The following is a 21,296-nucleotide window of genomic DNA, read 5'->3' on the forward strand; positions in this document are numbered from 1 at the left end:
GAAAATCGAGGATGCAGTTCGTGCGAACCGCTTACGCGCGCGCCTCGAGCATGCTCAAGCTGCCTTGCTGGAACGCTTGCTTGCACGCTTGCCGGCGCACCTTGCCGCTCGTGGTGAGCGGAATTGCGCCGGTCGGCCCAAGGTGCACCACCGTCGGCGCAACCCCGTGGTCGCGCGTGACCGCCAGCGTGATCGCCGCTCGCACCTCGCGCATTTGCTCCGGATTCAGACGGCGCGAGCGCTTGAGTTCCGCAACGATGATGAGCGACTCCCTGGCGCCGCCGTCGATCGAAAACGCCACCACGCCGTTCGTGCGAATCGCCTCGTGCGCCGATTGCACCGATTCCTCGATGTCGGTCGGATAGAGATTGCGTCCGGCGACGATCACGACGTCCTTGATCCGGCCCGTCACGAACAGCTCGCCGCGCTCCAGAAAGCCGAGGTCCCCGGTGCGCAGGTAACGGGCCGAATCGTCCTCGCCGTCTCCGTCGCCGATCGTCGCCGCGAAGATGTCGTCGCTGTCCGCGCGGTTCAGATAGCCGGCTGCGACGTTCGGGCCACTGAACCAGATTTCGCCGATGGCCCGCTCCGGCAGCACGCGCTTCGTCTCGGGATCGACGATCAGCAGTCGATGGCCGACCGCCACCGGCCCGCAGCCGACCAGCGTCGTGCGTCCGCGTACGTCGGATTCCGGGTTGTGCGGCATGCACCGGCCGCGAGCAAGCGCATCCTTGTCGACATCGATCAGCGTGACCGGAGAACGGCCCACTTTGCCGGATACGTAGAGCGTCGCCTCCGCCATTCCGTAGCAGGGCACCACGGCACGGCGCTCGAAGCCATGCCGGCCGAAGCGCGCGAAGAAGCGTTCGAGCGTCGCGTGGTTCACCGGCTCGGCGCCGCAGAATACGTGCTGCAGCGAGCTGAGATCGAGCGCGGCCGCTTCTTCTTCGCTGATGTTGTCGACGCACAGGTCGAACGCGAAATTCGGTGCGACGCTCGTGGTCACGCGGTAGTCGGTGATCGCCTTGAGCCAGCGATACGGACGCTGGACGAAATGCTGCGGCGACAGAATCACGAGCGGAAAGCCGCTAAACACTGCGAGCAGCAGCGCGCCCATCAACCCCATGTCGTGATACGGCGGCAGCCACGTGCAGCCGACGCGGTCCTGATCGATGCCGAGCCGTTCGGCGATCACCGCGCAGTTGCTGACGAGATTCTCATGCGTGACGACCACGCCCTTGGGCTCGCCCGTCGATCCCGACGTGTACTGGAGCAGCGCTGGCCGATCCAGGCCGACACCCTGCTCCGGCAGGTTCCGAACGTCATCTGCCGATGCTTCGATATCGTCGAAGGAGCTTTCGTCGATCGTCAGCAAGGCAGGCGCGGCGCGCTGGCCACCGTAGAGCTCGTCGAGCTGTGGCTGCAGCGAGCGGTGAAGCTTGCCGGCAATGACCACGTCAGGATCGGCGTCGCGACAGATCGATGCGAAGCGTGCAACTGCGCGAGAGCCGACAGGCGGAAACGAAGGCACCGCGGTGGCGCCCGCCAGCAGGATCCCGAACAGCGCAGCGACATAGCTCAGACCGGGTTCGAGCAGCAGCAAAACGCGCCGTTCGTGCAGCGCGTGCTGCAGCACCCTGTTGCGCATCTGGATGGCAGCGGCAGCGAGCTGGCCATATGACCAGCTCACGACATCGTCCTCGCCGTCGCGAAGAAAATGGAATGCGATCCGCTCCGGCGTTTGCTCGGCACGCTCTCGCAGAATATCGAGCAGGGACAAGGTCCTGTGCTCCGCCGGCAGGGCGGAGGGGGAAAGGCTACCGGCCATCATGAGACCCTCGGATTGTCAGTTTTGTTTTGATGAAAATTTCATGCGCGAACAGGCGCCGAACGCCACGCGGCCATCAGTGCGCCGCCGCGGGGGCAAGCGCTCTCGGTCGCGTATCCAACGGCGCACACGAGATTGCGGTGGCCAGGCCGAGCGCAATCCGCAGGTAACAAACGGTATGGAATTCGGCGAGGCGCACTATCGCGTTACCTGTTATCGCGACCGTCAGCGCCACGCCGAACACCGATCCCGTCTGGCGTATCGCCTGGTTCACGGCAGAGCCCATGCCGAATCGCGCCGGCCGCAGATGCACAACGGCGGCCGCCGACAGCGAAGGCATGACCATGCCCACAACCAGCCCGGTGAGCAGTGCCCCCGGAAGCCACGCGTGCACATAGTCAGGATCGACCCCGGGCACCCGCGCGAACCAGATGCCCGCCGCCGTGGATATCAGGCTCCGGTCACCAGCAGACGAGGAACACCGCCCCACTTGCGATACGGAAAACCGGCCACGGCGAGATCGAACTCGACTGCTCCTGCCAAGCGGGTGGGCGGCGTCCGTTCATGTACTTTCGCCAAACTGGAGCGGCGTCACGCCGTCGCCCGATTCGGATTCGAAATACGACGCATCGAGAAACGAGAGCGTTCGCGCCCGCATCCGCGCTTGAAACAGCGCAACGACCGGCCAAGGGCGCATCGCCATTGCCATGACCTTGACATTCCGGGCATCTTCCCAGTGGATGACGTTCGCCACTTCCAATGGCAACCCGCCGACCTCCCCTGTCCAGAGGCTCAGCGTCGTGGCACCGGCCGACAGACGCGGCCCGCTCGCACGGCCCCCGTAGACCGCGATCGAGTGGCCGCAAACGCGTTCGACGTTGGCGCGGCCGCGAATCGGCTTGCAGGCCACCGGACTGGTCATAAACATCTCGTCGGCGAGGCCGAACGGCAACTTGGCGTCCAGCACTTCGTCGTCGGGTATCGGCGGCAACGCGGTATCGATCTCCGGCGGCAGCGTCCACGCGTCGACGTCGACGAGATCCCGACTCGCGTCGTACAGCGCCCGGCGAACCGGCGCGGGAAACGAGCCGAGGAAGATGTCGACCTGTACGCGCTTGCCCGACCGGCGCGCCACCGTCACGCCGCGAATCTGGCGGTCCTTGAAGCGGCCGTGCCATTCGCGCCCGCCGATATCGGCGCCGCTCCACACGTGTTTCGGCTCGACCTCGGAGAAGATGCTCTCGGCCGCAGCCGCGAGGCGCTCGACTCGGCCGCGACCGACGATTTCTCCGAACGTCATCGGATGCCGCAAACCGACCTCGTCCTGCTCCGACGTCTCGAGCTCGCGCAGCAACTCGCCGACATAGAGACCGGCGTGTCCTTGGTGATTCATCGTCGTTTCCTTCTCTGTCATCGTCGTTTCTGCCTCTGCACGCGGCAGGCTTGCCGTCTCGACGTGCGTCATACGGCCGCTCGAATGGATGCGTTCGCGCCCATTCGCTCCAATATCCGCCGCGCGGCAAACGCCGGTCGATCGAGCTGGATGTCGATCATCGGCGCCGTCGGGCTCCAGTTCGCCTGAAGGCTCTCCGCGACGTCCTTGTCCTCCATGACCGTCGCGAACACTTCCTTCGCGGTGAATTCGGTAAACCGATGGTTGTCGACGTCGAAATCGCGGTGCATGCCCACGAAGACATGAGTCGTGGCGTCCGTGGCCGGCGTGAAGATCGTCGTCGTGTAGACGTGGAAGACCTGGCCGCTGGCATCGTCACAGGCGTGGGCCCTCGTTTCGACCCGCGTGTTGCCGATGGGCCAGTAAACGACCTCCTGGAAGCGGTCGATGTAGTCGAGCTTCAGGATATGGGTGTAGAGCGGCGGCGTCTTCTCGCGGCGCAGGTAGCGGCGCACGCGCACTTCGTCGTCGTTGATCACGATTTCGGGCGGCGTCTCGACGATGTCGAGCGAACCCAGCGTCTTCGCGTGCACGAAGGCGGCGTGCGAGATGTCGAGAATGTTGTCGATGCCGAACAGGTAGCTACAAGCGATGGTGCAGTAGCTCATCGTCCCCGCAAGCTCGGGCGCCGAACAGACCCAATGGTTCGGGATCGTCGCCTCGTCGGCCTGGTTCGGCTCGCCGGCCCACAGCCAGATGAAGCCGTATTTCTCGACGGCAGGGAACGTCCGCACGCGTGCGCCCTTCGGGATCGTGTTCTGGCTCGGAATACTGACGCACTCGCCCGAGCAGTTGTACCTGAGCCCGTGGTACCAGCACTGGATCTCGTCGCCGACAACGCGTCCCCGGGACAACGGAACCTGTCGATGCGGGCATCGATCCTCAAGCGCGACGATCTGGTTCGCCGACGTACGGTACATGACGATCTTCTGGTTCAGGATCGTCCGGGCGAAGGGCTCCCTCTGGACTTCCGCGGAAAGTGCTGCTGCGTACCACGCATTCTCGATAAACATTGTTCCTCACTTTGCTACATGGGCGGCGTTGTGGCACACCCGACGCGAGCTCGAGCGGGCGTGTGCCTTCTGGATCGTTTCTACTTGCGCACGACAGCGACCAACGCGTCTTCGTCCCGGGCCTCCGCCGCGGACGCTTCGCGATCGAGACGACCCTCTGCCATCTGCTCGAGGAAGTCGTCGGTCGCGGACTGCAGATTGACGCAGGGATACTGGAAGCGCCCCGTCGTATAACGCAGTGCGCCAAGGAAGGACGGCTCGACCGGCGCGCCTGCCGCCTCGAGCAGCCCATGCGACGCCAGGTACGCGTGGAGCGCGGGCAACCGGTAACACGGCACCGCCGGATACTGGTGGTGTTCAAGGTGGAAGTTGCTGCCGAAGAACAGCGCGGTATAGATCGGCGACGTGTAGCTGCGACTATCGCGATATCGCCCCGGCACGGTATCCGTGTGCTCGATGTACGCGCGGATGGTGCTGAACACGTACACCCCGATATACGGAATCAGCATGACCGTGAAACCGAGCCACAACGAGCGATGCCAGATGAACCCGTAGGCCGTCACCGCGCACAGGCTCAGCACGATGTTGATCCGGGAGATCCAGCGCATTTCGCGCTGGCTGAAGGGCAAACGCGTGTTCTCCGGCCAGGGCAGACCCGCCGCCATCCGCACGGCGTTCTTCGTGTAAATCCGCACGCCCTTGGAGCGCGCGAGAAAGAAGCGCGACCAGAAGGTGCGGTACTGCGAATAGATCTGGACATCCGGGTCGATGTCTTGACCGGTGAAGCGATGGTGCTTCCAGTGGGTCATGCTGAATCCCACGATCAGGAAGCCGGGCACCAGTGACGAGCAGATGAGCGCCAGCGCGGCGCTCACGTACTTGTTACGATGCAGGTTCGTGTGCATCCCCTCATGCCCGACGAAGGTCAGCAGGTGCATGCCGTGCCCGCCGATCACGCCCAGGACGATCGTCATTGCGATACGAGTTGGCGTCGACGCCGGTATATCGACGACGGCGAACGCCACCGCGGCCGGGATCAGGAAGAATGCGAGCGCATGCGCCAGATAGAGGATCGTGGCGACGGAGCTGATCCGATGAAAGTGTCGTGGCAGCTTGAGCCGCGAGAATGCGACGTCGCTGTCCAACGGGGCTTCGATGGTCATAGCCTCTCTCCTCGGTTTACGCGGCGCAGGGCCGGTGATTGGCGGACGCGATCCGCCACGGCTTGAAAGCCAGAACGCGCGTACCTGCGCGCGCCAGATGAATCGCGAGCGCGGCGCTCGCGCAGCTGGCACCTGCGATGAGGGTGTCTAACACGGAAAGATTCCCTTTGGATAACGACTGGAACTCGGATTGCACATGACGCGACTCACCATCGAACCGATGGAGCGCCGGCGGCGCCATGGCATGGCGCCGAACGCCTACGATTCGTGCTACTTATGAAATCAGCAGCGTGTGCGAACCCTGTTGATGTGCAGTCAATGCGACCCTGCTGATCTATCCGGCGGGTAGCGTTTAAACAGCACCGATGCATTGACGCCGCCAAACCCGAACCCGTTGGACAGTGCAATCTCGACGGGAACGCGCCGTGCGGAAGGCCCGATCAGATCAAGGCCGGCAGCGGCTTCGTCGGGGTGCTCGAGATTCAGCGTTCCGGGCAGCACGCCATCCCGGAGCGCGAGAATGGAAAACGCCGCTTCGATGGCGCCCGCCGCCCCGAGCAAATGCCCGGTTGCCGACTTGGTCGAGGAAATCGCCGGGCCGGCGCCCACGCCGAAGACAGTCTTCAGCGCCTCGATTTCGCCGGCGTCGCCGACCGGCGTCGATGTCGCATGCGCATTGACGTAGTCGACCTGCTCCGGGGCGATTTCGCCCATCGCCAAGGCCAGCTTCATCGCACGCATGGCGCCGGATCCGTCGTCGGGACCGGCGGTCATGTGATAGGCGTCCGCCGTGGTTCCGTACCCGATGATTTCCGCGATCGGGCGGGCGCCACGTGCGCGGGCATGGTCCAGAGACTCGACCACCAGCATTGCCGCTCCCTCGCCCATGACAAATCCGTCACGATCGCGGTCGAACGGACGCGAAGCGCGAATCGGCTGATCGCCGAAGCCGGTCGACAACGCTCGCGCCGCCGCGAATCCGCCCAAGCTGACCTTGTCGAATGCCGCTTCGGCGCCGCCCGCCAGCACGACATCAGCCTCACCGGTCCGGATCATGCGCATCGCATCGCCGATCGCCTGCACGCTAGCCGCGCAGGCCGTCACCGGACAGCCGAGGGGCCCACGGAACTGATGCTTGATCGAAATCTGGCCGGCCGCCAGATTCGAGAGAAAGAACGGAATGGTGAACGGCGACAACCGCCGCACGCCGCGCGTCTCGCCGATCCTGACCGCCTCCGCCAGCCCGGGAAACCCACCGATGCCCGACGCTACGACCGTCGCTGTCCGCTCGCGCTGATGCTCGGCTTGCGGAGCCCATCCGGCTTCCGCGAGCGCCTCGTCTGCAGCGACCATCGCCATCTGGATGAAGCGGTCCATCTTCCTCAGCTCCTTGTTCGGCACCGAGAGTTCCGGATCGAAACCACCGTCGGGATCGTCGGTCTTCCCCTGGACGGTCCCGCCGACCTTGGCGGGCAGTTCACCGACGATATCGTCGCCGAGCCGGCGAAGCCCGGAGCCTCCGCCGATCAGGCGCTGCCACACCAATTCCTTACCGCAACCCAGCGGGGACACAATGCCAATACCGGTTACTACCACTCGAAGCGTCATTTCACCTTCCCCTCACGGACCAGGACTTGCTGAGCCACATCGTTAAAGCCGTTCATCTTCAGGCACACCTTTAGTAATGCTGCATTGCGCCGAGCCACTTCAGGAGAGAGCCGGGGCCGCCAGACTCGCGGCGGACCCTGGACCTTCCCGATGCGCGTCTCGAATTCACAGCGCTCGTCAGAATGCGTGCGACACATGCACACTGCGCGACATGCCAAGCGGCACGCCGTACTCCAACGCGTCGATGTTCAGCGCTGCGCGCGTTTGTTGATCTATCTCGATCCAGAACGGCAAGGTCGGCTTGCCTTCGATCATTTGCGGCGGCGCAGCGCGATGCACGTTGACACCCATGCGCTTCAGAAGCCGTTCGTTGCCGAGCACGGAGAATGCAATGAGACGGTCGGCGCCATGTGCGTGCGCGACACGGACGATTTCGGACATCAGGGAGCGCGTGTTTTGCCACGATTCTTCCGCCGTCAACGACTCGCCGCTCGGCATGCTCATCGCGAAGCGGGACAGTTCCCACACATTGCGCGTATTGGGAAGCGAGGCACCGCCCATCAAATCCGGAAAAACCTCACCAAGCAGATAAGGCTCGTCGGTCGGCAACAACCGGCCGCAACCGACGATTTCGCCGTTGCGGTCGAAAGCGACGACATAAAGGGTGTCCGCGTGATCGAAGTCGTCAAATTCGATGCCATCGTCGGTGGGCAACGACCAGCCGAGTTCCTGTATGAAGACCTTATGCCGAAACTTCGCAAGTCGACACATCGTCTCGCGACTCAAATCAGCGCTTTTTCCCGACAATAAAGTCAGCATCGCGAATGCCCTCTCTCTTATCTTCAGAATTGTTAGGCGCGATTGGACCCGAAATTGAAAAGACAAAAAAGCTGCCCGAATGGGCAGGGGGCAGGCGTCTGGACGAGACTCGTCGCGCCGAGTGCGACGGGACACTGCGACGGACAAACGGGGTTCGGAATTCAACCGGCGATCGCTACGCGAGTCGGTCGGAGCGACCGTCCGGAGCGCGCTTGATCAGCGGCGGCTCGAAGCAACCATCCCGAGCCGCGGCGTCACGGTATAAATGATCGTAGCGGTCATCGCGCCATTGCCAGGCCGATCAGGAAGATCAACGGAAATTGGCGGCAGCGCGGCACACGGAATTTGTCACGACGCGCAGGCTTTTTTAATCTAGTTATATTCACTGAACACGAAATCAGTGACCGGCGAAGATGGCCGATTCAAGTTCGCGTTGACGCGTTCCCGAGCACAGCCAGTTCTGGATCAGCTCTTGGCTGTATTGCGCGCCGTAATCGTCACCGTTCATGTTGAGGAGCATGACATTGCTGCTGACGTCGCCCTTCCCGACCTTCACCTCAGACTGGCCCACGGCCACATGCCATGCGCAGCCGACGCTCACGGCCGGCCGCGTTTCGGTGCAGACCAGCTCGTAGTAGCCGGCATTGACGGCGCTAATGCCCTCGCCCCATAAATCATGCAACAAGTTCAGGGCTTGCTGGCACATATGCTGATGGAAGCGCAGCGCGTAGAACGCTGGCAAAGTCAATCGTACGTATCCGTCGTTCAGTTTTTTAGGCATGTCCGTTCTCTCGATGTGGCACCTGTTAAAATTGATACCGCATAGTTTGGCAAGATTCGCGGCGACCGGGTAGGCGCGCGCCCTTCCAACGCTCACGGCGTGCCTGCTTGTGATTTGTGATAGCCGGTAGATCACGCGCCTATTTTTTACGAATATCACAGATCCCCTGGAGAACACCATCGCATTATCAAGATAACGTACGACCCCATAGCGGTGATTTCCTGACGGTGCCCGATCATTGCGCAATTCCAGGATTTTCGAACTCGTCGCAATTTTCGGCATCGAAACTTGGCTGATGTACCAATACGCATGCCTACATGCAAATTCCCCAACTCAATCGATCAATGGCGAGCGCGGACGCCACCTCGAAACCCGCCGCCAGATAACAAATCAGTACCCGACACCATGCTTGCCGCTCGATATCTCAAATATTGACGACGATCCTTGAATAATTTATAAAAAATCGATCAGCGCACCAACCATGCAATACAGCCCCTTTAGGGACAAGATTGACCAAAAAGGTAATGATATGCAAGCCTGGAGAGAGAAGTATCTGAATGGATACGCTGAGGCAAAATCCATGGCTGACGTGTTTCTGGAGTTCACGGCAGACGTGCGAGCACTTGGATTCGAGTACTGTTCGTTCGGTCTGCGCGTTCCGTTGCCGGTTAGTCATCCGCGGTTCATGCTGCAGTCCAACTATCCGGAGACGTGGGTCGAGCGCTATGTGAGCCAGAACTATTTTGCCGTCGATCCGACGGTCCGGCATGGGCTTAGTCAGATGAGACCCCTGATCTGGCGCGCCGATAGCCAGACACAAAACGTCGAATTCTGGGACGAAGCGGAGCACTTCGGCTTGCGCCACGGCTGGTGCATGCCGTCCATCAGCCGCACCGGGGCGATCGGACTCGTGACCATGGTGCGATCAGGCGAGCCGATCGAGGAGCGTGAACTTGCGGAAAAGGGATACCAGATGTCATGGCTCGCGAACACGGCCAACTGCGCGATGAGCATGCATCTGCTTGCGCAGCTTGCGCCCGAATATGCCGTCGAGTTGACTGCACGCGAGCGCGAGACGCTGCAATGGTCCGCCGCGGGGAAAACCTACGCCGAGATTGGCAAGATCATGTCTGTCGACGAGCGGACCGTGAAATTTCACCTCGTCAATGCGATGCGCAAATTGAATTCGGCCAACAAGACCGAAGCCGCGGTCAAGGCGGCAATGCTGGGGCTCTTGTTCTGACGCCATGTCCTTCGTCGCTCACTCGTCGAGGCCCTGCTCGCTGGGGCAGGTCACGTTACAAGCGGTAGCCGACGCCATTACGCACCTGGCGACTCGGCTGGGTGCGCAGTTGCTGCATCGTTCGACTCGACGGTTGAGCTGACTGAGCAAGGCACGCTCTATCTGGAACAATCGCGCGCAGCGTTCTTGTTGATCGACGATGTCGAGCGTGCCATTCAGGGGCAAAGACGGCGCACTGACAGGTCATGTCCGGCTCAGCGTACCGGCGACGTACGGACACTATCGTCTGCCGCCGCTGCTTCGGCAGTTCACGCAGCAACATCCGCAGGTTCGCGTGGAGCTGAAGATCGCCAATCGAAACGGGGATCTGATGGCCGAAGGTTTCGAGTTCGGAAAATTCGTACGGCTCACTGATTGCCACGGTTGAACGAGGCTAACGAATGCAAGTGCAGCAGCGGCTTCATGCAACGCTTCGAAGCACATCGAAATCAGCCTGAAGCCGCCATGTCCCAACGCCCCCTGTATTCGTCCGATTACGCGCGTTTGATTTGCTTGACCAGAAAGTCGACCATATCTCGCTGTGCGTCGCCGAGAATATCGCCGGTGCCGACTAGCGCCAGCTCTGACGGCGGCAATGGAGGCAAACCGGTGCAGACTCGATGCTCCGGCAAGATCGCAGACTTCGGTAGCACCGAGATAGCCAGACCTGCGGCGACCGCTGCCTGAATCGCAGTAAGGCTTTGGCTGCCAAACGCTATGCGCCACGCATGCTGCGCCTTGTCGAGACTGCGGATCGCCCGCTGACGGTAAATACATCCGTGGGGAAAAAGCGCAAGCGCGATCGGCTCATCCGAATCCGGCTTCGGGGGATCAGCATCCCGCCCCCGCACCCAGGCAAGCGACTCTGGCCACGCCGCGAAGCAGTCGCCTCTGCCAGGTTCCCGCTTGACGAGTGCGAGGTCTATTTCCCTCGCGGCAAGCTTGCCTTGCAAATCCGCGCTCATACCCGCCGACGTTTCGAGCCTCACATCCGGTCGGACTTTCAGAAAGCCCGAGAGTATTGCCGACATGCGCCGCGCATCGAAGTCCTCCGGAACCCCGATTCGAACCGGCGAAAGCTTGACGTCGCGCTGGAGCACCTCGCGGGCTTCCTGCGACAACGCCAGCAGCCTCCGCGCGTACTGTGCGAGCAAGACACCGTGTTCGGTGGCAACGACATGATTGCCCGAACGGTCCCTGAGCAGCAGCGGGCGACCTACCGACTCTTCCAACTTTCGCACCTGTTGGCTAACAGTCGACTGCGTGCGATGAACACGTTCGCCCGCACGAGTGAAGCTGCCTTCATCAACGACGCAAATCAGCGTCTTCAGTAGCTCGAGATCAAACATGGTCGGTCATTTGAAATTTAAATAAGCCTGATTTTATTATCTAATTTCTAAATATGAGACCTTCTGCCTATGATGCGAACATCTTCTAGCCAAACAGGAACAATGATGTCACTGAAAGATACGAGCCGGCCGCAATGGCTGACATTCGACTGCTACGGCACGCTCATTCAATGGGACGAAGGTTTGCTGGCAGCGGTACGCGAGATTCTTGGAAACCGGCAGGCAACGGAGGTCGACGCATCCAGGTTCATCGAGGTTTACGATCGGTATGAACATGGGCTTGAGCAGCAATCGCCCCACCGCACCTTCCGTCAAGTTTCCGGTCAGGGCCTTCGACTTGCGCTGGAGGAATTCGGGCTTGCCGGGAGCGAAAGCGACGCCTCAGTGCTGACTTCGAGGATTGCGGCGATGCCTCCGTTTCCCGAGGTCGTCGGCACGCTAAGGAAGTTGAAAGCAATGGGATACCGTCTGTGTATCGTCTCGAATACGGACGACGACATCATTGCAGGCAACGTCGCACAACTCGGCGGCTATATCGACAGGGTCATCACTGCACAACAGGCCGAGGCCTACAAACCAGCGCGGCGGCTGTTCGATTACGCGCACGAACAGCTTGATGTATCGAAGGACGACGTTGTTCACATTTGCGCCAGCCCGCATCTGGACCATGCAGCGGCGCGAGACATCGGATTTCGTTGCGTGTGGATTGATCGAGGCACCGGTCGAAAATTGCTGCCGGACTACACTCCAGACGCGACGTTACAAACGCTGGACGAAGTACCGGAACTCTTTGCTACGCTCGACTGGTAGTCCATTGTCCCGTTACCCCGATCACGGCCTGCCGAAGCGCATGTCATTTTGGAGCGGCAGGCGAGAACGCCGATTCCTCGCCGTTCTCGCTCGAAGTATCACTGCGTCGGACTGAGGTTATCGCCCGACACCTTGTACACGGTCACCGGCGCATCAATCCATTCACCGTTCTTGTCGAACCCGACCTTTCCGACCAGCGTCGAGAACTGGATTTGCTTGAGCATCGGAACAAATTTTTCGGGGTCCGTCGAATTCGCCGCCTTCATCGCCTGCGCGACCACCATCGTGGCCGAATAGAATGCCGGCGAGTAAACATCGTTCTTCACACCGAATTGCTTTTCATACCGCGCCGCGAATTCCGGACCACCCGGCAACGTCGCGAGCGGCGCGCCGCCTTCGGCGCAATACCCCCGCCCATTCAGCGTTCCGGCAGCCAGCTTGGGCATATCGACCGAGCAAATCCCGTCCCCGCCGAGCACAGGAACCGCAAGGCCCAACTGCTTGGACTGTCGCCCGATGGCGGCTGCCTGCGCGTAGTAACCCCCGTAGAAAATGGCGTCCGGGCGTTGAGCCTTGATGTGCGTCAGAATCGCGTTGAAGTCCGTTGCCTTGTCGTTGGAGTATTCCCTGGCGACGACGTCGATACCGTTCTTCTTCGCCGTCGCGGCAAACACGTCAGCTACGCCTGAGCCGTATGCCGTGCGATCGTCGATCACCGCCACGCGTTTTGCATGCAATACCTTTGCCGCATATTCGGCCATGCGTGCGCCCATCACGTTGTCATTGGCCGCGAGCCGGAAGACATACGGAAAGCTCTGCTGCGTGATCGCCGGATTTGAAGCGGCGCCGGTAATCATCGGAACACGCGCATTGTTGTAGATGCGGGACGCGGGAATGGTCACGCCGGAGTTGTAGTGGCCGATGACCGCCTTCACGCCCGAATCGACGAGCTTCTGAGCGACAGCGACGCCCGTTTTGGGATCCGCGGCGTCGTCCTCGGACAGCATTTCGAACTTGATGGATTGACCGTCGACGACGATCGGCTTGCGATTCAGCTCTTCAATCGCCAGCCGCACGCCTCGCTCATCATCCTTGCCGAAATTCGATTGGCCGCCCGTCAACGGGCCCGCGACACCGATCCTGACAGTCTGATCCGCATGCGCGGCAGAAATCAATGCGGGGCTGATTCCCCCGAGCAACAGGGTGGCGATAGTGAGTGTGTGACAGTACTTCATGTGAAACCTCCGTGGCGTGGGCAAATTGGATAATCGACATGGATGCAGCGTCAGAAGCGCGGGCACGAGATGGCCGATTGCGCTTGACGTGGGATAGTCAGTCCCGCCAGTGCGGTTCTGCAGATTCCAGAAGCCGCTTGAGCGAGCGAAAATGAAGTCGTGCATATTCATCTCGATCACGCGCGAATTCACGAGAAGTCCGGCGAGCCAGTTCGTCGCTCACGCGCTTCAGCGGACGCCCGCTCGACATCGCGAGAATTTGGACCTGGGCCGCTCGTTCGAGGTAGTAGAGATCGTCGAGTGCCGCGGCAATCGAAGGGCCCGTGACTATCACACCGTGGTGCTCGAGCATCAGGACACGCCTGGAAGACAACGCGGCGGCAATCCGGTCTCCTTCCTGTTCGCCGAGTGCAAGGCCTCCGTATTCCGAATGATCACGGTCGTACGCAATGCGATCGAAAAAGCGAAGGCTGTTCTGATGGCACATTTCGAGGCGAAATCCGTCGAGAGCCGTCAGTGCCGTGGCATAAGGCATGTGCGTATGAAGTACGCATGCCGCATCAGGCGATGCCCGATGAACTCGGGAATGGATGTTGAGCGCAGTTTTCTCGACTCGTCCGACTCCGTCGATTACCGAGCCGGCGGAATCGACGAGCAGCAAATCAACCGGTCGAATCTCTTCGAAGCTGAGCCCGAACGGATTAATCAGATACGTTTCGCGACTGCCCGGGAGCAAGAGACTGAAATGGTTGCATGTGCCCTCGTGGAAGCCGAGGCGCGCGGCGATGCGAAATGCCGCCGCCAGATCGTCGCGAGCATTCGCGAGCTCATCGGTCTTCGATCCAGGGGAAAGGTCGGTGGCGTGTGCCATGGAGTCGTCCAGTGCAAGTGTGCGTATGCGATTCCCCCTCAATGTAGTGAATCAAACCTGCACGGATACATGTACACTTTAAAACTAGGGTGACTAACTGTATTGGATGCGTCGCCTGCACGGTTATATGGGCCGGTAATTTTGATGTGATAGGTGCGGCGATGAAACCGATACTGACGCTCGATCCCCAGGGGGAGTCGTCCCTGGTTCAACAGATCGTGGCTGGGCTAACGGCAACGGTGAACGAAAAAACCTGGCGATCCGGGGCCAAGGTTCCGAGCATCCGCGTATTCGCCGAGGCACATGGCGTATCGACATTTACGGTCGTCGAAGCATACGATCGCCTGGTGGCGCAAGGCGTCTTGATGGCACGGCGTGGATCCGGCTTTTATGTCGCGGATCGAAGCCGTAGCGAGATACCTCCGACCATCGAGAAACTCAACGAGGAATTCACGAACGGATGGTCGCTGCGTAACGTTCTGGAGGGAACGGAAGGCACGATTCACGCGGGCTCGGGATGGATTCCGGAGGCATGGTTCGACGCGGACGGCCTTGGGCGGGCGCTAAGACAGGTAGCGGCACAGCCGCGATCGCTATTGGGGTACGGGCACGCAAAGGGGTATGAACCGTTGCGTGAGCAAATCGTGCGGCAACTTGCGGAACACGAGATCGAGGCAAGTTCCACGGGCATCGTCACGACGCTGGGCGCAAACCAGGCGCTGGATCTCGCCATCCGTCACCTTACGCGCGAGGGCGATACCGTGCTGGTGGACGAGCCCTGCTACAGCGATCTGCTCGTTGCATTGCGATTGCGCAGGATCAAGGCAGTCGGGATTCCGATGACACCCACTGGTCCGGACGTCGTTTCGATGGAGCAGGCGTTCGAGACTCATCGACCCAAAGTGTTCTTCACCAATACGCGGTTGCATAATCCGACCGGCGCAAGCTACAGCTCGGCATCGGCATTCAAGGTCCTGAAGCTTGCCGAGCGCTACGACTGCATCATCGTCGAGGACGATGTCTCTGCCGGTCTGGTGTCCGGAAATTCAGTCGCGCTCGCGTCCATGGATCAATTGAAACGAGTGGTCTATGTCGGCAGCTTTTCAAAGACCATCGGTGCCGGCCTGCGCGTGGGATTCGTGGCCGCGGAGCCCGCGCTTCTCGAGGGCCTGCTTTACCAGAAGCTGGTGTCCGGAATGTCGACGCCGACGATCACGGAGCAGTTGGCATACGCAGTGCTGTCCGAAGGACACTTCAGAAAGCAGGCCGAGCAATTGCGCGATCGTCTCGCTACTGCGCAGGAACGGACCTGTCGCCGGCTTGAATCGATCGGCTTCGAAGTGTTCTGCGAACCTCGATCCGGAATGTTCGTATGGGCACGGCCTGCGGGCGTCGATTGCGATTCGGCCGAACTCGCTGTACGTGCTGTCGACCACAAGATTCTTCTGGCACCAGGCAATCTTTTCTACGCCACCAATCCAACCAGCGGTTGGCTGCGATTCAATGTTGCGCACTGCAACTTCGACCGTCTTTATGCGTTTCTGACGCATGCCGTTGCACACTGACCCGGTCTCGTCACGAAGCCACCTGGGAATCGGCGTCACGCAACGAACCGGTGATCTCTCGCACCCGCTCGAGTCGGCCTGCTGAAACTTCACGGCTAGCGTCCACGCCGTGCGCGGATCCAACTGTGCAGGCAACAAGGCCTCTACAGTTATCTAACGATCCACCGCAGTGTGCATGTATCTGTTTGGCTCGATTGCATAAATTGACGGACAACACGTCGCCCATGACTTCGATGCGGCGGTAACTCCGATCAATTTTCAGCATGAAAAAGATACGAAATTACGAAGCACTCCTCTCGAATGGCGTCGTTTCGTCACGGCAGATCGTACTCGAGATCGCGGACCGGACACTCGACAGGCTCGACAGCTACCAGCGAATTCGAAGCATCATGCGCATGGAAGGTAGCGTACTGCATATCGGAACGCGCTCGTGGGACCTTTCGCGCAAGCGAAACGTCTATCTGGTCGGCGCCGGCAAGGCTTGCAACCACATGGCAATGGCAGTCGACCATGTGTTGGGTGATCGCCTGACGCACGGTATCGCCATCGTGAAAATCCGGGAAGAATCGGACCGTTTCAACAAGACCGAGGTGTTCGTCGGCGGGCATCCCCTCCCGAACGAAGAAGGCCATCGGGCATCGAAGCAAATCATCGAACTCGTCGATCAGGCCGGACCAGACGACCTGTTCATCGCGGTGATCAGCGGCGGAAGTTCGGCGCTCATGTCCTGTCCGATCGAAGGCATCAGCCTGCAGGACGAGATCGATACCACGGATGTGCTGCTGAAATCCGGTGCAGGCATTTACGAGATCAATGCCGTGCGCCGCCACATTTCGGCCTTGAACGGCGGGATGTTGGCGCAGCGCATCCAGGACACGGGTGCCGAACTGATCGGTTTCGGCATCAGCGACGCGGTCGGATCGCCTGCCACGGGTGACATTTCGGTGCCCTACGCCGCCTACAAAAGCACGCCGATCGGTCCCGACATGACGACCCTGGACGACGCTCGCGCCACGATCATCAATCGCAACGTGGCCGATCGCCTGCCCAAAAGCGTTGTCGACTATCTGATGAACGCAGGCCCCGACGCGGAGACACCGAAGGCCTTTCCGGACAATACCTACTTCTTGCTCAACACGCTGCCCGACTCCTGCATTTACGCCAAGACAGTCTGCGAGGAGATGGGTATCCCCGCAATGATCGTGTCGTCGTTCCTTGAAGGAGAAAGTCGCGACGCCGGCACCTTCTTCGCGTCGATGGCGCGCGAAATCCAGACGTACGGCAACCCGATCAAGCCGCCTTGCGTGCTTCTCAGCTCCGGTGAGGTGACGACGCTTATCGACGATAACAGCGTGATCAAGGGGCACGGCGGGCCTGGCCAGGAAATGGCCGCAAGTTTCGCTATCGCGGCGGCCAAAACCACGGGCGCCTGCCTGCTGTCGATCGATAGCGAAGGCACGGACGGCACGGCGACGGTGGCGGGAGGCATGACGGACTCGACCAGCTTCACCGAGGCTGCCGCAAAGGGAGTCAACCTCTATCAGGCACTGCGCGAGCACAGCTGCTTCGAAGCACTCGAGTCGATCGACTCCGCCATATTCACCGGCAACACCGGTACCAACCTGTGTGACTTGAACATCGTTTATGTTCCTGAACCGAACGGGAGCAAGTGACATGGAAGACAAGATCACTTCCGTCCGGGCACTTCAGATCATCGATTGCAAGTGCCGGCCCGCAGTCGAAGTCGAGGTGCGCACCGAAAGCGGTGCGGTTGGTCGAGGCGCGGCACCCACCGGCACTTCCGTCGGGATGCACGAATCGTTCGTCCTGCGGGACGGCGATCCAGCGACCTACGACGGGCTCAGTGTTCATAACGCCGTCGACAACGCGGTCAATGCAATTGGTCCGGCGCTGATCGGCATGAACGTGTTTGATCAGCGAGCGATCGACGAAAAAATGATCGCGCTCGATGGCACACCTAATAAGTCCCGCCTCGGCGGAAACACGATTTACTCGGTATCCATCGCGGCATTCCGTACGGCGGCGAATGCCCGATCGATTCCGCTGTACGCTCACATCGCCGGCCGCGACATCAGGACCGTGCCGGTCCCATGCTTCAACGTGATCAACGGCGGACGATACGATGGGCTCACCCAGCCGTTCAACGAGTTCCTGATCGTGCCGTACGGCACTGACAGTGTCGACTTCGCCATCGAAATGGCGGTGGCCGTGTTTCAGAAGCTTGGCCATGTACTGACCGAATATCTGGGCCACAAACCTCAAGTCGCCAGTTCCTATGGCTACGCCGCCCCTTCCGATGACCCGGAAGTCGTGTTGATGCTGATGCAAAAGGCCATCGATGCCTGTGGCTATACAGGCCGGATCGCGTTTGCGCTCGATTGCGCGTCAAGCGAGATGTACGACAAGGAAACCCGCACGTACCTGCTGAAAGGCAAACGGGTGTCCACCTCCGAACTCATTGCCTATGCCCGCTTCCTGACCGAGAAATTCAATTTGGTCTTCATCGAGGATTTGCTCGATGAAAACGACTGGGAAGGTTACAGCACGGCGGTTCGAGAAATTCGACGATCGATCATTCTGGGCGACGATCTCACGGTCACCAGCCTCCCGTTGCTTGAGCGGGCTTTCGAGACTCGTGCCGTGGACGGGTTCGTGTTGAAGCCGAACCAGGTCGGGACGATCACGGAGGCGATGGACGCCTATCGATTTGCGCTGCAACACGGAATGATCGCGGTGCCCTCGGGCCGCTCCGGTGGTGTCGTGGATGACGTCGTGATGGATTTTTCGGTCGGCCTCGAAGTTCCGCTCCAAAAGAATGGCGCCCCCCGTTCCGGCGAGCGGATCGAAAAGCTCAACTTTCTGTTGCGGGCAAATGCGCGAAGCCCGGGTTGTCGCCTCTACGACATTTCGCCACTTCTCCGATTCTGACCACTGAGTCCGGATCGACGCTTGACACCCAACATCTTCCTTTTTTCGACGAGGTCTGCACCATGTATCCCAAGATCGACTTTCTGTACCTTTCCGAGCCGGACATGATCGCAGCCGGCGTGCTGGATGCCGCGCGCTGCGTGTCCGTATGCGAGGAGACATTCGGACTCCTCGGCAGAGGCGACTATCTGATGGGTGGCGCCAATCACAATAGCCACGGCATGAACATCGTCTTCCCGAAAGAGACGAAGTTCCCGAACATGCCGGTAGCCGGTCCGGACCGCCGCTTTGCTGCAATGCCCGGTTATCTGGGCGGTCGCTTCGACGTGTGCGGCAACAAATGGTACGGATCGAATCACGCCAATGCCGAGAAAGGCCTGCCGCGCTCGATCTTGACCATGATGCTCAATGACAAGGATACCGGCGCGCCGCTGGCGCTGATGTCGGCGAACTTGTTGAGCGCGGCCCGAACCGGAGCCGTGCCGGGAGTGGCGGCAAAGTATCTGGCCAACCAGGATGCGAGAAGCATGTCGGTTATCGGTTGCGGCCCGATCAACAAGGCGTGCTTCACCGCGATCATGACCCAGCTCGGTTCGATCCAGCACGTCGTCTGTTTCGACGTCTTCCTCGACAAGGCGAACGAGTTCGCCGGTTGGGTTCAGCAAACGTACGGGATTACCGCCGTCGGTACCGATGAGGCAGAGAAAGGCTTCCGCGATGCAGATGTCATCACCGTGGCAGCGTCGCGTCTGAAGCCGCTTTATTTCAAGGACGAATGGATCAAGGAGGGCGCGACCATTCTCGTCTCAGGCCCGTTCAATACCGACGAGTCGTTCCTGACCGGCGCCAGGATCGTATACGACCATACCCCGCTGCAGGAAGCCTATGTCGAGGACGCAATCGCATCGGGCAACAAGGAAGGCTACTACAGCAGCGTCATCGGCGGCCCGTTCTTCCGTCTGATCGATGCAGGCAAGCTGCCCGCTCTGCCTGACTCGACCAGCCTCGGTCACGTCGTGAACGGCGACAAGCCAGGCCGGGAGAGCACGAAGGAGCGCGTCATCTTCATCGCATGCGGGATGGCGGTTTTCGACATCAGCTGGGGGGCAGAACTCTATAACAATGCGCGGGAAAGGAAGATCGGCACGCCCCTCAATTTGTGGGAAAAGCCGGCTCTCTGATCGGGTCGACCGTGAATCGCGCCCCCGGCAAGCCGCAGCCCGACAGCAGGCTGCGGGTCGTTTGCGTCATCGGTGCGATTGCTGAAATTTCCGTCGATCGACTCACCAGGCCGACAGTGTGACCGCAATCTCCGCGGTCATCGTTTCGGCGCCCGAGTTTGACCGGATGCAGGTGACAGGCGCGGCGCCGCGAGCGTCGATGCCAGTCGCCAGTTTCACATAGTGTTGGTCGGGACAGAGATTATTCGCCGGATCGAAGCCGATCCAACCGAGATGGTCGACGTAGACTTCAGCCCACGCATGATCAACTGCCTGGATTCCGTCGTCGTCGACTATCAGATAACCGGAAGTGAAGCGCGCGGGAATGCCGAGCCGACGCGCCACGGCGATGAATACATGAGCATGGTCGCGACAGGTCCCGTTGGAACTGATCCACGCAGCTTCTGCATCGGTGGCGTCGTCGCAATTCTCCGACCGGGGTGCGAGGCGATCGTGCACGATGTCCATCAACTCGTGTAGTTGCAGAAGACGGTTTTGCGTGCTCTTCAGGGCGGAGGCAAGTTCCATCAGCGAGTCTCCGGGACGCGTGAGAGGCGACTCGCGCAGGAACAGCCACGGATTCGTGCGATCGTCTGCAGAGCCGAGCACACCATCCTTGTTGTGCGTCGTCACTTCGCCGCGTGCAACGATGACGATCTCCTTGTGGTCGTTTGAGTGACACACAAGGTCGACATGGTTGCCGAATCCGTCGATGTACGACAATGCCGGCTGCATGTCGTTTGCAAGCAATTCCCAGTACCCAACCGTCTGACCGGGATTCGACAACGGTCGCAGTCGAAGGCGCTGCAATGCCTGCTGCAACGGCTCGTCGAGGGTATAACGCAGAGTATGGGTGATCCCGATATGCATTGCGGTACTCAATCGAAGTTGTAGGCCTGGGCGATTTCGAGCCCCAGTCGCTGGTTGCGCCGAATGAAGCCGGTCAGGAACTCGTGCAGGCCGTTCTTGAAGACTCGTTCGATCGTACTGTCGGAAAGCATCGTGAGCGTCTGTGCGGCGGTGCCGTGGCACGCGTGAGCGATGCCATGCTCTTTCACGAGCAAGTTGAGACTCGACATGACGCGCCCGTAGCAATGGCGCAGCGAGCGCGGCATGCGGCCGTTCAGGACCAGGTAGTCGGCGATGTTCAGCGGCTTGTACTGCACACCGTACACCCATCGATACGAGTTGTTTGCCTCGACCGACCGCAGGATCGATTCCCAGTGGTTGGTATCGAGGATCGTGCCGACGTGCGACACCGACGGCAGCAGCAGGTGGTATTTCACGTCGAGGATCCGCGCGGTGTTGTCGGCCCGCTCGACGAACGCGCCGATCTGCGCGAAATCGAAA

20 protein-coding genes are annotated in these 21,296 nt (G+C 60.5%); 7 read left to right on the top strand and 13 right to left on the bottom strand.

Features of this window, described 5'->3' with window-relative positions; all coding sequences use genetic code 11:
* Positions 1–31: 31 nt before the first annotated feature.
* The 8 genes from U4Y91_RS02710 to U4Y91_RS02745 form a co-directional block, all read right to left on the bottom strand.
* On the bottom strand, positions 32–1,780 hold the full coding sequence (locus U4Y91_RS02710) for a fatty acyl-AMP ligase (protein WP_321803101.1): 1,749 nt from the start codon (positions 1,778–1,780) through the stop codon (positions 32–34).
* A 124-nt stretch (positions 1,781–1,904) separates the two neighbouring features.
* On the bottom strand, positions 1,905–2,168 hold the full coding sequence (locus U4Y91_RS02715; protein ID WP_321803102.1) for a hypothetical protein: 264 nt from the start codon (positions 2,166–2,168) through the stop codon (positions 1,905–1,907).
* 222 nt (positions 2,169–2,390) lie between these two features.
* A complete protein-coding gene (locus tag U4Y91_RS02720) occupies positions 2,391–3,293 on the bottom strand; it encodes a hypothetical protein (RefSeq protein WP_321803104.1) in 903 nt (300 codons plus the stop codon).
* Positions 3,290–4,294: an aromatic ring-hydroxylating dioxygenase subunit alpha gene (locus tag U4Y91_RS02725; RefSeq protein WP_321803105.1), complete on the bottom strand. Its 1,005-nt coding sequence runs from the start codon at positions 4,292–4,294 to the stop codon at positions 3,290–3,292. The genes U4Y91_RS02720 and U4Y91_RS02725 overlap by 4 nt, the downstream gene beginning before the upstream one ends.
* 80 nt (positions 4,295–4,374) lie before the next feature.
* Positions 4,375–5,457, bottom strand: coding sequence for a fatty acid desaturase (locus tag U4Y91_RS02730; protein ID WP_321803107.1), 1,083 nt, complete (start codon positions 5,455–5,457; stop codon positions 4,375–4,377).
* A 315-nt stretch (positions 5,458–5,772) separates the two neighbouring features.
* A complete protein-coding gene (gene fabF, locus U4Y91_RS02735; RefSeq protein ID WP_321803108.1) occupies positions 5,773–7,065 on the bottom strand; it encodes a beta-ketoacyl-ACP synthase II in 1,293 nt (430 codons plus the stop codon).
* Positions 7,066–7,242: 177 nt separating this feature from the next.
* Positions 7,243–7,884 (bottom strand): acyl-homoserine-lactone synthase, encoded by a 642-nt coding sequence (locus U4Y91_RS02740; RefSeq protein ID WP_321803109.1) that lies wholly within the window; start codon positions 7,882–7,884, stop codon positions 7,243–7,245.
* Positions 7,885–8,281: 397 nt separating this feature from the next.
* On the bottom strand, positions 8,282–8,665 hold the full coding sequence (locus tag U4Y91_RS02745) for a DUF4902 domain-containing protein (RefSeq protein ID WP_321803111.1): 384 nt from the start codon (positions 8,663–8,665) through the stop codon (positions 8,282–8,284).
* A gap of 481 nt (positions 8,666–9,146) precedes the next feature.
* On the opposite strand from U4Y91_RS02745, the gene U4Y91_RS02750 reads away from it, so the two are divergent.
* The gene (locus U4Y91_RS02750) at positions 9,147–9,908 is read left to right on the top strand and encodes a LuxR family transcriptional regulator (RefSeq protein ID WP_321803113.1); all 762 of its coding nucleotides are present in this window, start codon (positions 9,147–9,149) and stop codon (positions 9,906–9,908) included.
* 199 nt (positions 9,909–10,107) lie between these two features.
* Positions 10,108–10,335: a LysR substrate-binding domain-containing protein gene (locus U4Y91_RS36730; RefSeq protein WP_415750439.1), complete on the top strand. Its 228-nt coding sequence runs from the start codon at positions 10,108–10,110 to the stop codon at positions 10,333–10,335.
* A 106-nt stretch (positions 10,336–10,441) separates the two neighbouring features.
* Here U4Y91_RS36730 and U4Y91_RS02760 read toward each other — a convergent pair whose 3' ends face one another.
* A complete protein-coding gene (locus tag U4Y91_RS02760) occupies positions 10,442–11,296 on the bottom strand; it encodes a LysR substrate-binding domain-containing protein (RefSeq protein ID WP_321803115.1) in 855 nt (284 codons plus the stop codon).
* A 105-nt stretch (positions 11,297–11,401) separates the two neighbouring features.
* On the opposite strand from U4Y91_RS02760, the gene U4Y91_RS02765 reads away from it, so the two are divergent.
* Complete coding sequence (locus tag U4Y91_RS02765; protein WP_321803117.1) at positions 11,402–12,106, top strand: haloacid dehalogenase type II; 705 nt, start codon at positions 11,402–11,404, stop codon at positions 12,104–12,106.
* Between the two features lie 98 nt (positions 12,107–12,204).
* Here the strand turns inward: U4Y91_RS02765 and U4Y91_RS02770 are convergent, their stop codons facing one another.
* Both U4Y91_RS02770 and U4Y91_RS02775 read right to left on the bottom strand, forming a co-directional pair.
* A complete protein-coding gene (locus U4Y91_RS02770; RefSeq protein WP_321803119.1) occupies positions 12,205–13,341 on the bottom strand; it encodes a branched-chain amino acid ABC transporter substrate-binding protein in 1,137 nt (378 codons plus the stop codon).
* A gap of 97 nt (positions 13,342–13,438) precedes the next feature.
* Positions 13,439–14,212 carry an aldolase gene (locus U4Y91_RS02775; RefSeq protein WP_321803121.1) on the bottom strand — a complete coding sequence of 258 codons (774 nt, stop codon included), beginning with the start codon at positions 14,210–14,212 and terminating at the stop codon, positions 13,439–13,441.
* Positions 14,213–14,373: 161 nt separating this feature from the next.
* On the opposite strand from U4Y91_RS02775, the gene U4Y91_RS02780 reads away from it, so the two are divergent.
* The 4 genes from U4Y91_RS02780 (at position 14,374) to U4Y91_RS02795 (ending at position 19,907) form a co-directional block, all read left to right on the top strand.
* Positions 14,374–15,777 (top strand): PLP-dependent aminotransferase family protein, encoded by a 1,404-nt coding sequence (locus U4Y91_RS02780; protein WP_321803123.1) that lies wholly within the window; start codon positions 14,374–14,376, stop codon positions 15,775–15,777.
* A 263-nt stretch (positions 15,778–16,040) separates the two neighbouring features.
* Positions 16,041–17,450 (top strand): glycerate kinase, encoded by a 1,410-nt coding sequence (locus tag U4Y91_RS02785; RefSeq protein ID WP_321803124.1) that lies wholly within the window; start codon positions 16,041–16,043, stop codon positions 17,448–17,450.
* A gap of 1 nt (position 17,451) precedes the next feature.
* Positions 17,452–18,726 carry a phosphopyruvate hydratase gene (gene eno, locus U4Y91_RS02790; protein WP_321803126.1) on the top strand — a complete coding sequence of 425 codons (1,275 nt, stop codon included), beginning with the start codon at positions 17,452–17,454 and terminating at the stop codon, positions 18,724–18,726.
* Positions 18,727–18,788: 62 nt separating this feature from the next.
* Positions 18,789–19,907 (top strand): tyramine oxidase subunit B, encoded by a 1,119-nt coding sequence (locus tag U4Y91_RS02795; protein ID WP_321803127.1) that lies wholly within the window; start codon positions 18,789–18,791, stop codon positions 19,905–19,907.
* A gap of 102 nt (positions 19,908–20,009) precedes the next feature.
* Here U4Y91_RS02795 and U4Y91_RS02800 read toward each other — a convergent pair whose 3' ends face one another.
* On the bottom strand, positions 20,010–20,816 hold the full coding sequence (locus tag U4Y91_RS02800) for a transglutaminase family protein (protein WP_321803129.1): 807 nt from the start codon (positions 20,814–20,816) through the stop codon (positions 20,010–20,012).
* An 8-nt stretch (positions 20,817–20,824) separates the two neighbouring features.
* On the bottom strand, positions 20,825–21,296 hold a 472-nt coding region (locus tag U4Y91_RS02805), incomplete at its 5' end, for an alpha-E domain-containing protein (RefSeq protein WP_321803131.1).

It is taken from the genome of Burkholderia sp. BCC1993, assembly GCF_905339865.1.
GTDB lineage: Bacteria > Pseudomonadota > Gammaproteobacteria > Burkholderiales > Burkholderiaceae > Burkholderia.

Excerpts from the sequence above, each read along its gene's own strand:
- U4Y91_RS02715 (WP_321803102.1), bottom strand. The coding sequence starts at position 2,168 with ATGCCTTCGCTGTCGGCGGCCGCCGTTGTGCATCTGCGGCCGGCGCGA.
- U4Y91_RS02720 (WP_321803104.1), bottom strand. The coding sequence starts at position 3,293 with ATGACGCACGTCGAGACGGCAAGCCTGCCGCGTGCAGAGGCAGAAACG.
- U4Y91_RS02725 (WP_321803105.1), bottom strand. The coding sequence starts at position 4,294 with ATGTTTATCGAGAATGCGTGGTACGCAGCAGCACTTTCCGCGGAAGTC.
- U4Y91_RS02730 (WP_321803107.1), bottom strand. The coding sequence starts at position 5,457 with ATGACCATCGAAGCCCCGTTGGACAGCGACGTCGCATTCTCGCGGCTC.
- fabF (WP_321803108.1), bottom strand. The coding sequence starts at position 7,065 with ATGACGCTTCGAGTGGTAGTAACCGGTATTGGCATTGTGTCCCCGCTG.
- U4Y91_RS02740 (WP_321803109.1), bottom strand. The coding sequence starts at position 7,884 with ATGCTGACTTTATTGTCGGGAAAAAGCGCTGATTTGAGTCGCGAGACG.
- U4Y91_RS02745 (WP_321803111.1), bottom strand. The coding sequence starts at position 8,665 with ATGCCTAAAAAACTGAACGACGGATACGTACGATTGACTTTGCCAGCG.
- U4Y91_RS02750 (WP_321803113.1), top strand. The coding sequence starts at position 9,147 with ATGCAATACAGCCCCTTTAGGGACAAGATTGACCAAAAAGGTAATGAT.
- U4Y91_RS36730 (WP_415750439.1), top strand. The coding sequence starts at position 10,108 with ATGTCGAGCGTGCCATTCAGGGGCAAAGACGGCGCACTGACAGGTCAT.
- U4Y91_RS02760 (WP_321803115.1), bottom strand. The coding sequence starts at position 11,296 with ATGTTTGATCTCGAGCTACTGAAGACGCTGATTTGCGTCGTTGATGAA.
- U4Y91_RS02765 (WP_321803117.1), top strand. The coding sequence starts at position 11,402 with ATGTCACTGAAAGATACGAGCCGGCCGCAATGGCTGACATTCGACTGC.
- U4Y91_RS02770 (WP_321803119.1), bottom strand. The coding sequence starts at position 13,341 with ATGAAGTACTGTCACACACTCACTATCGCCACCCTGTTGCTCGGGGGA.
- U4Y91_RS02775 (WP_321803121.1), bottom strand. The coding sequence starts at position 14,212 with ATGGCACACGCCACCGACCTTTCCCCTGGATCGAAGACCGATGAGCTC.
- U4Y91_RS02780 (WP_321803123.1), top strand. The coding sequence starts at position 14,374 with ATGAAACCGATACTGACGCTCGATCCCCAGGGGGAGTCGTCCCTGGTT.
- U4Y91_RS02785 (WP_321803124.1), top strand. The coding sequence starts at position 16,041 with ATGAAAAAGATACGAAATTACGAAGCACTCCTCTCGAATGGCGTCGTT.
- eno (WP_321803126.1), top strand. The coding sequence starts at position 17,452 with ATGGAAGACAAGATCACTTCCGTCCGGGCACTTCAGATCATCGATTGC.
- U4Y91_RS02795 (WP_321803127.1), top strand. The coding sequence starts at position 18,789 with ATGTATCCCAAGATCGACTTTCTGTACCTTTCCGAGCCGGACATGATC.
- U4Y91_RS02800 (WP_321803129.1), bottom strand. The coding sequence starts at position 20,816 with ATGCATATCGGGATCACCCATACTCTGCGTTATACCCTCGACGAGCCG.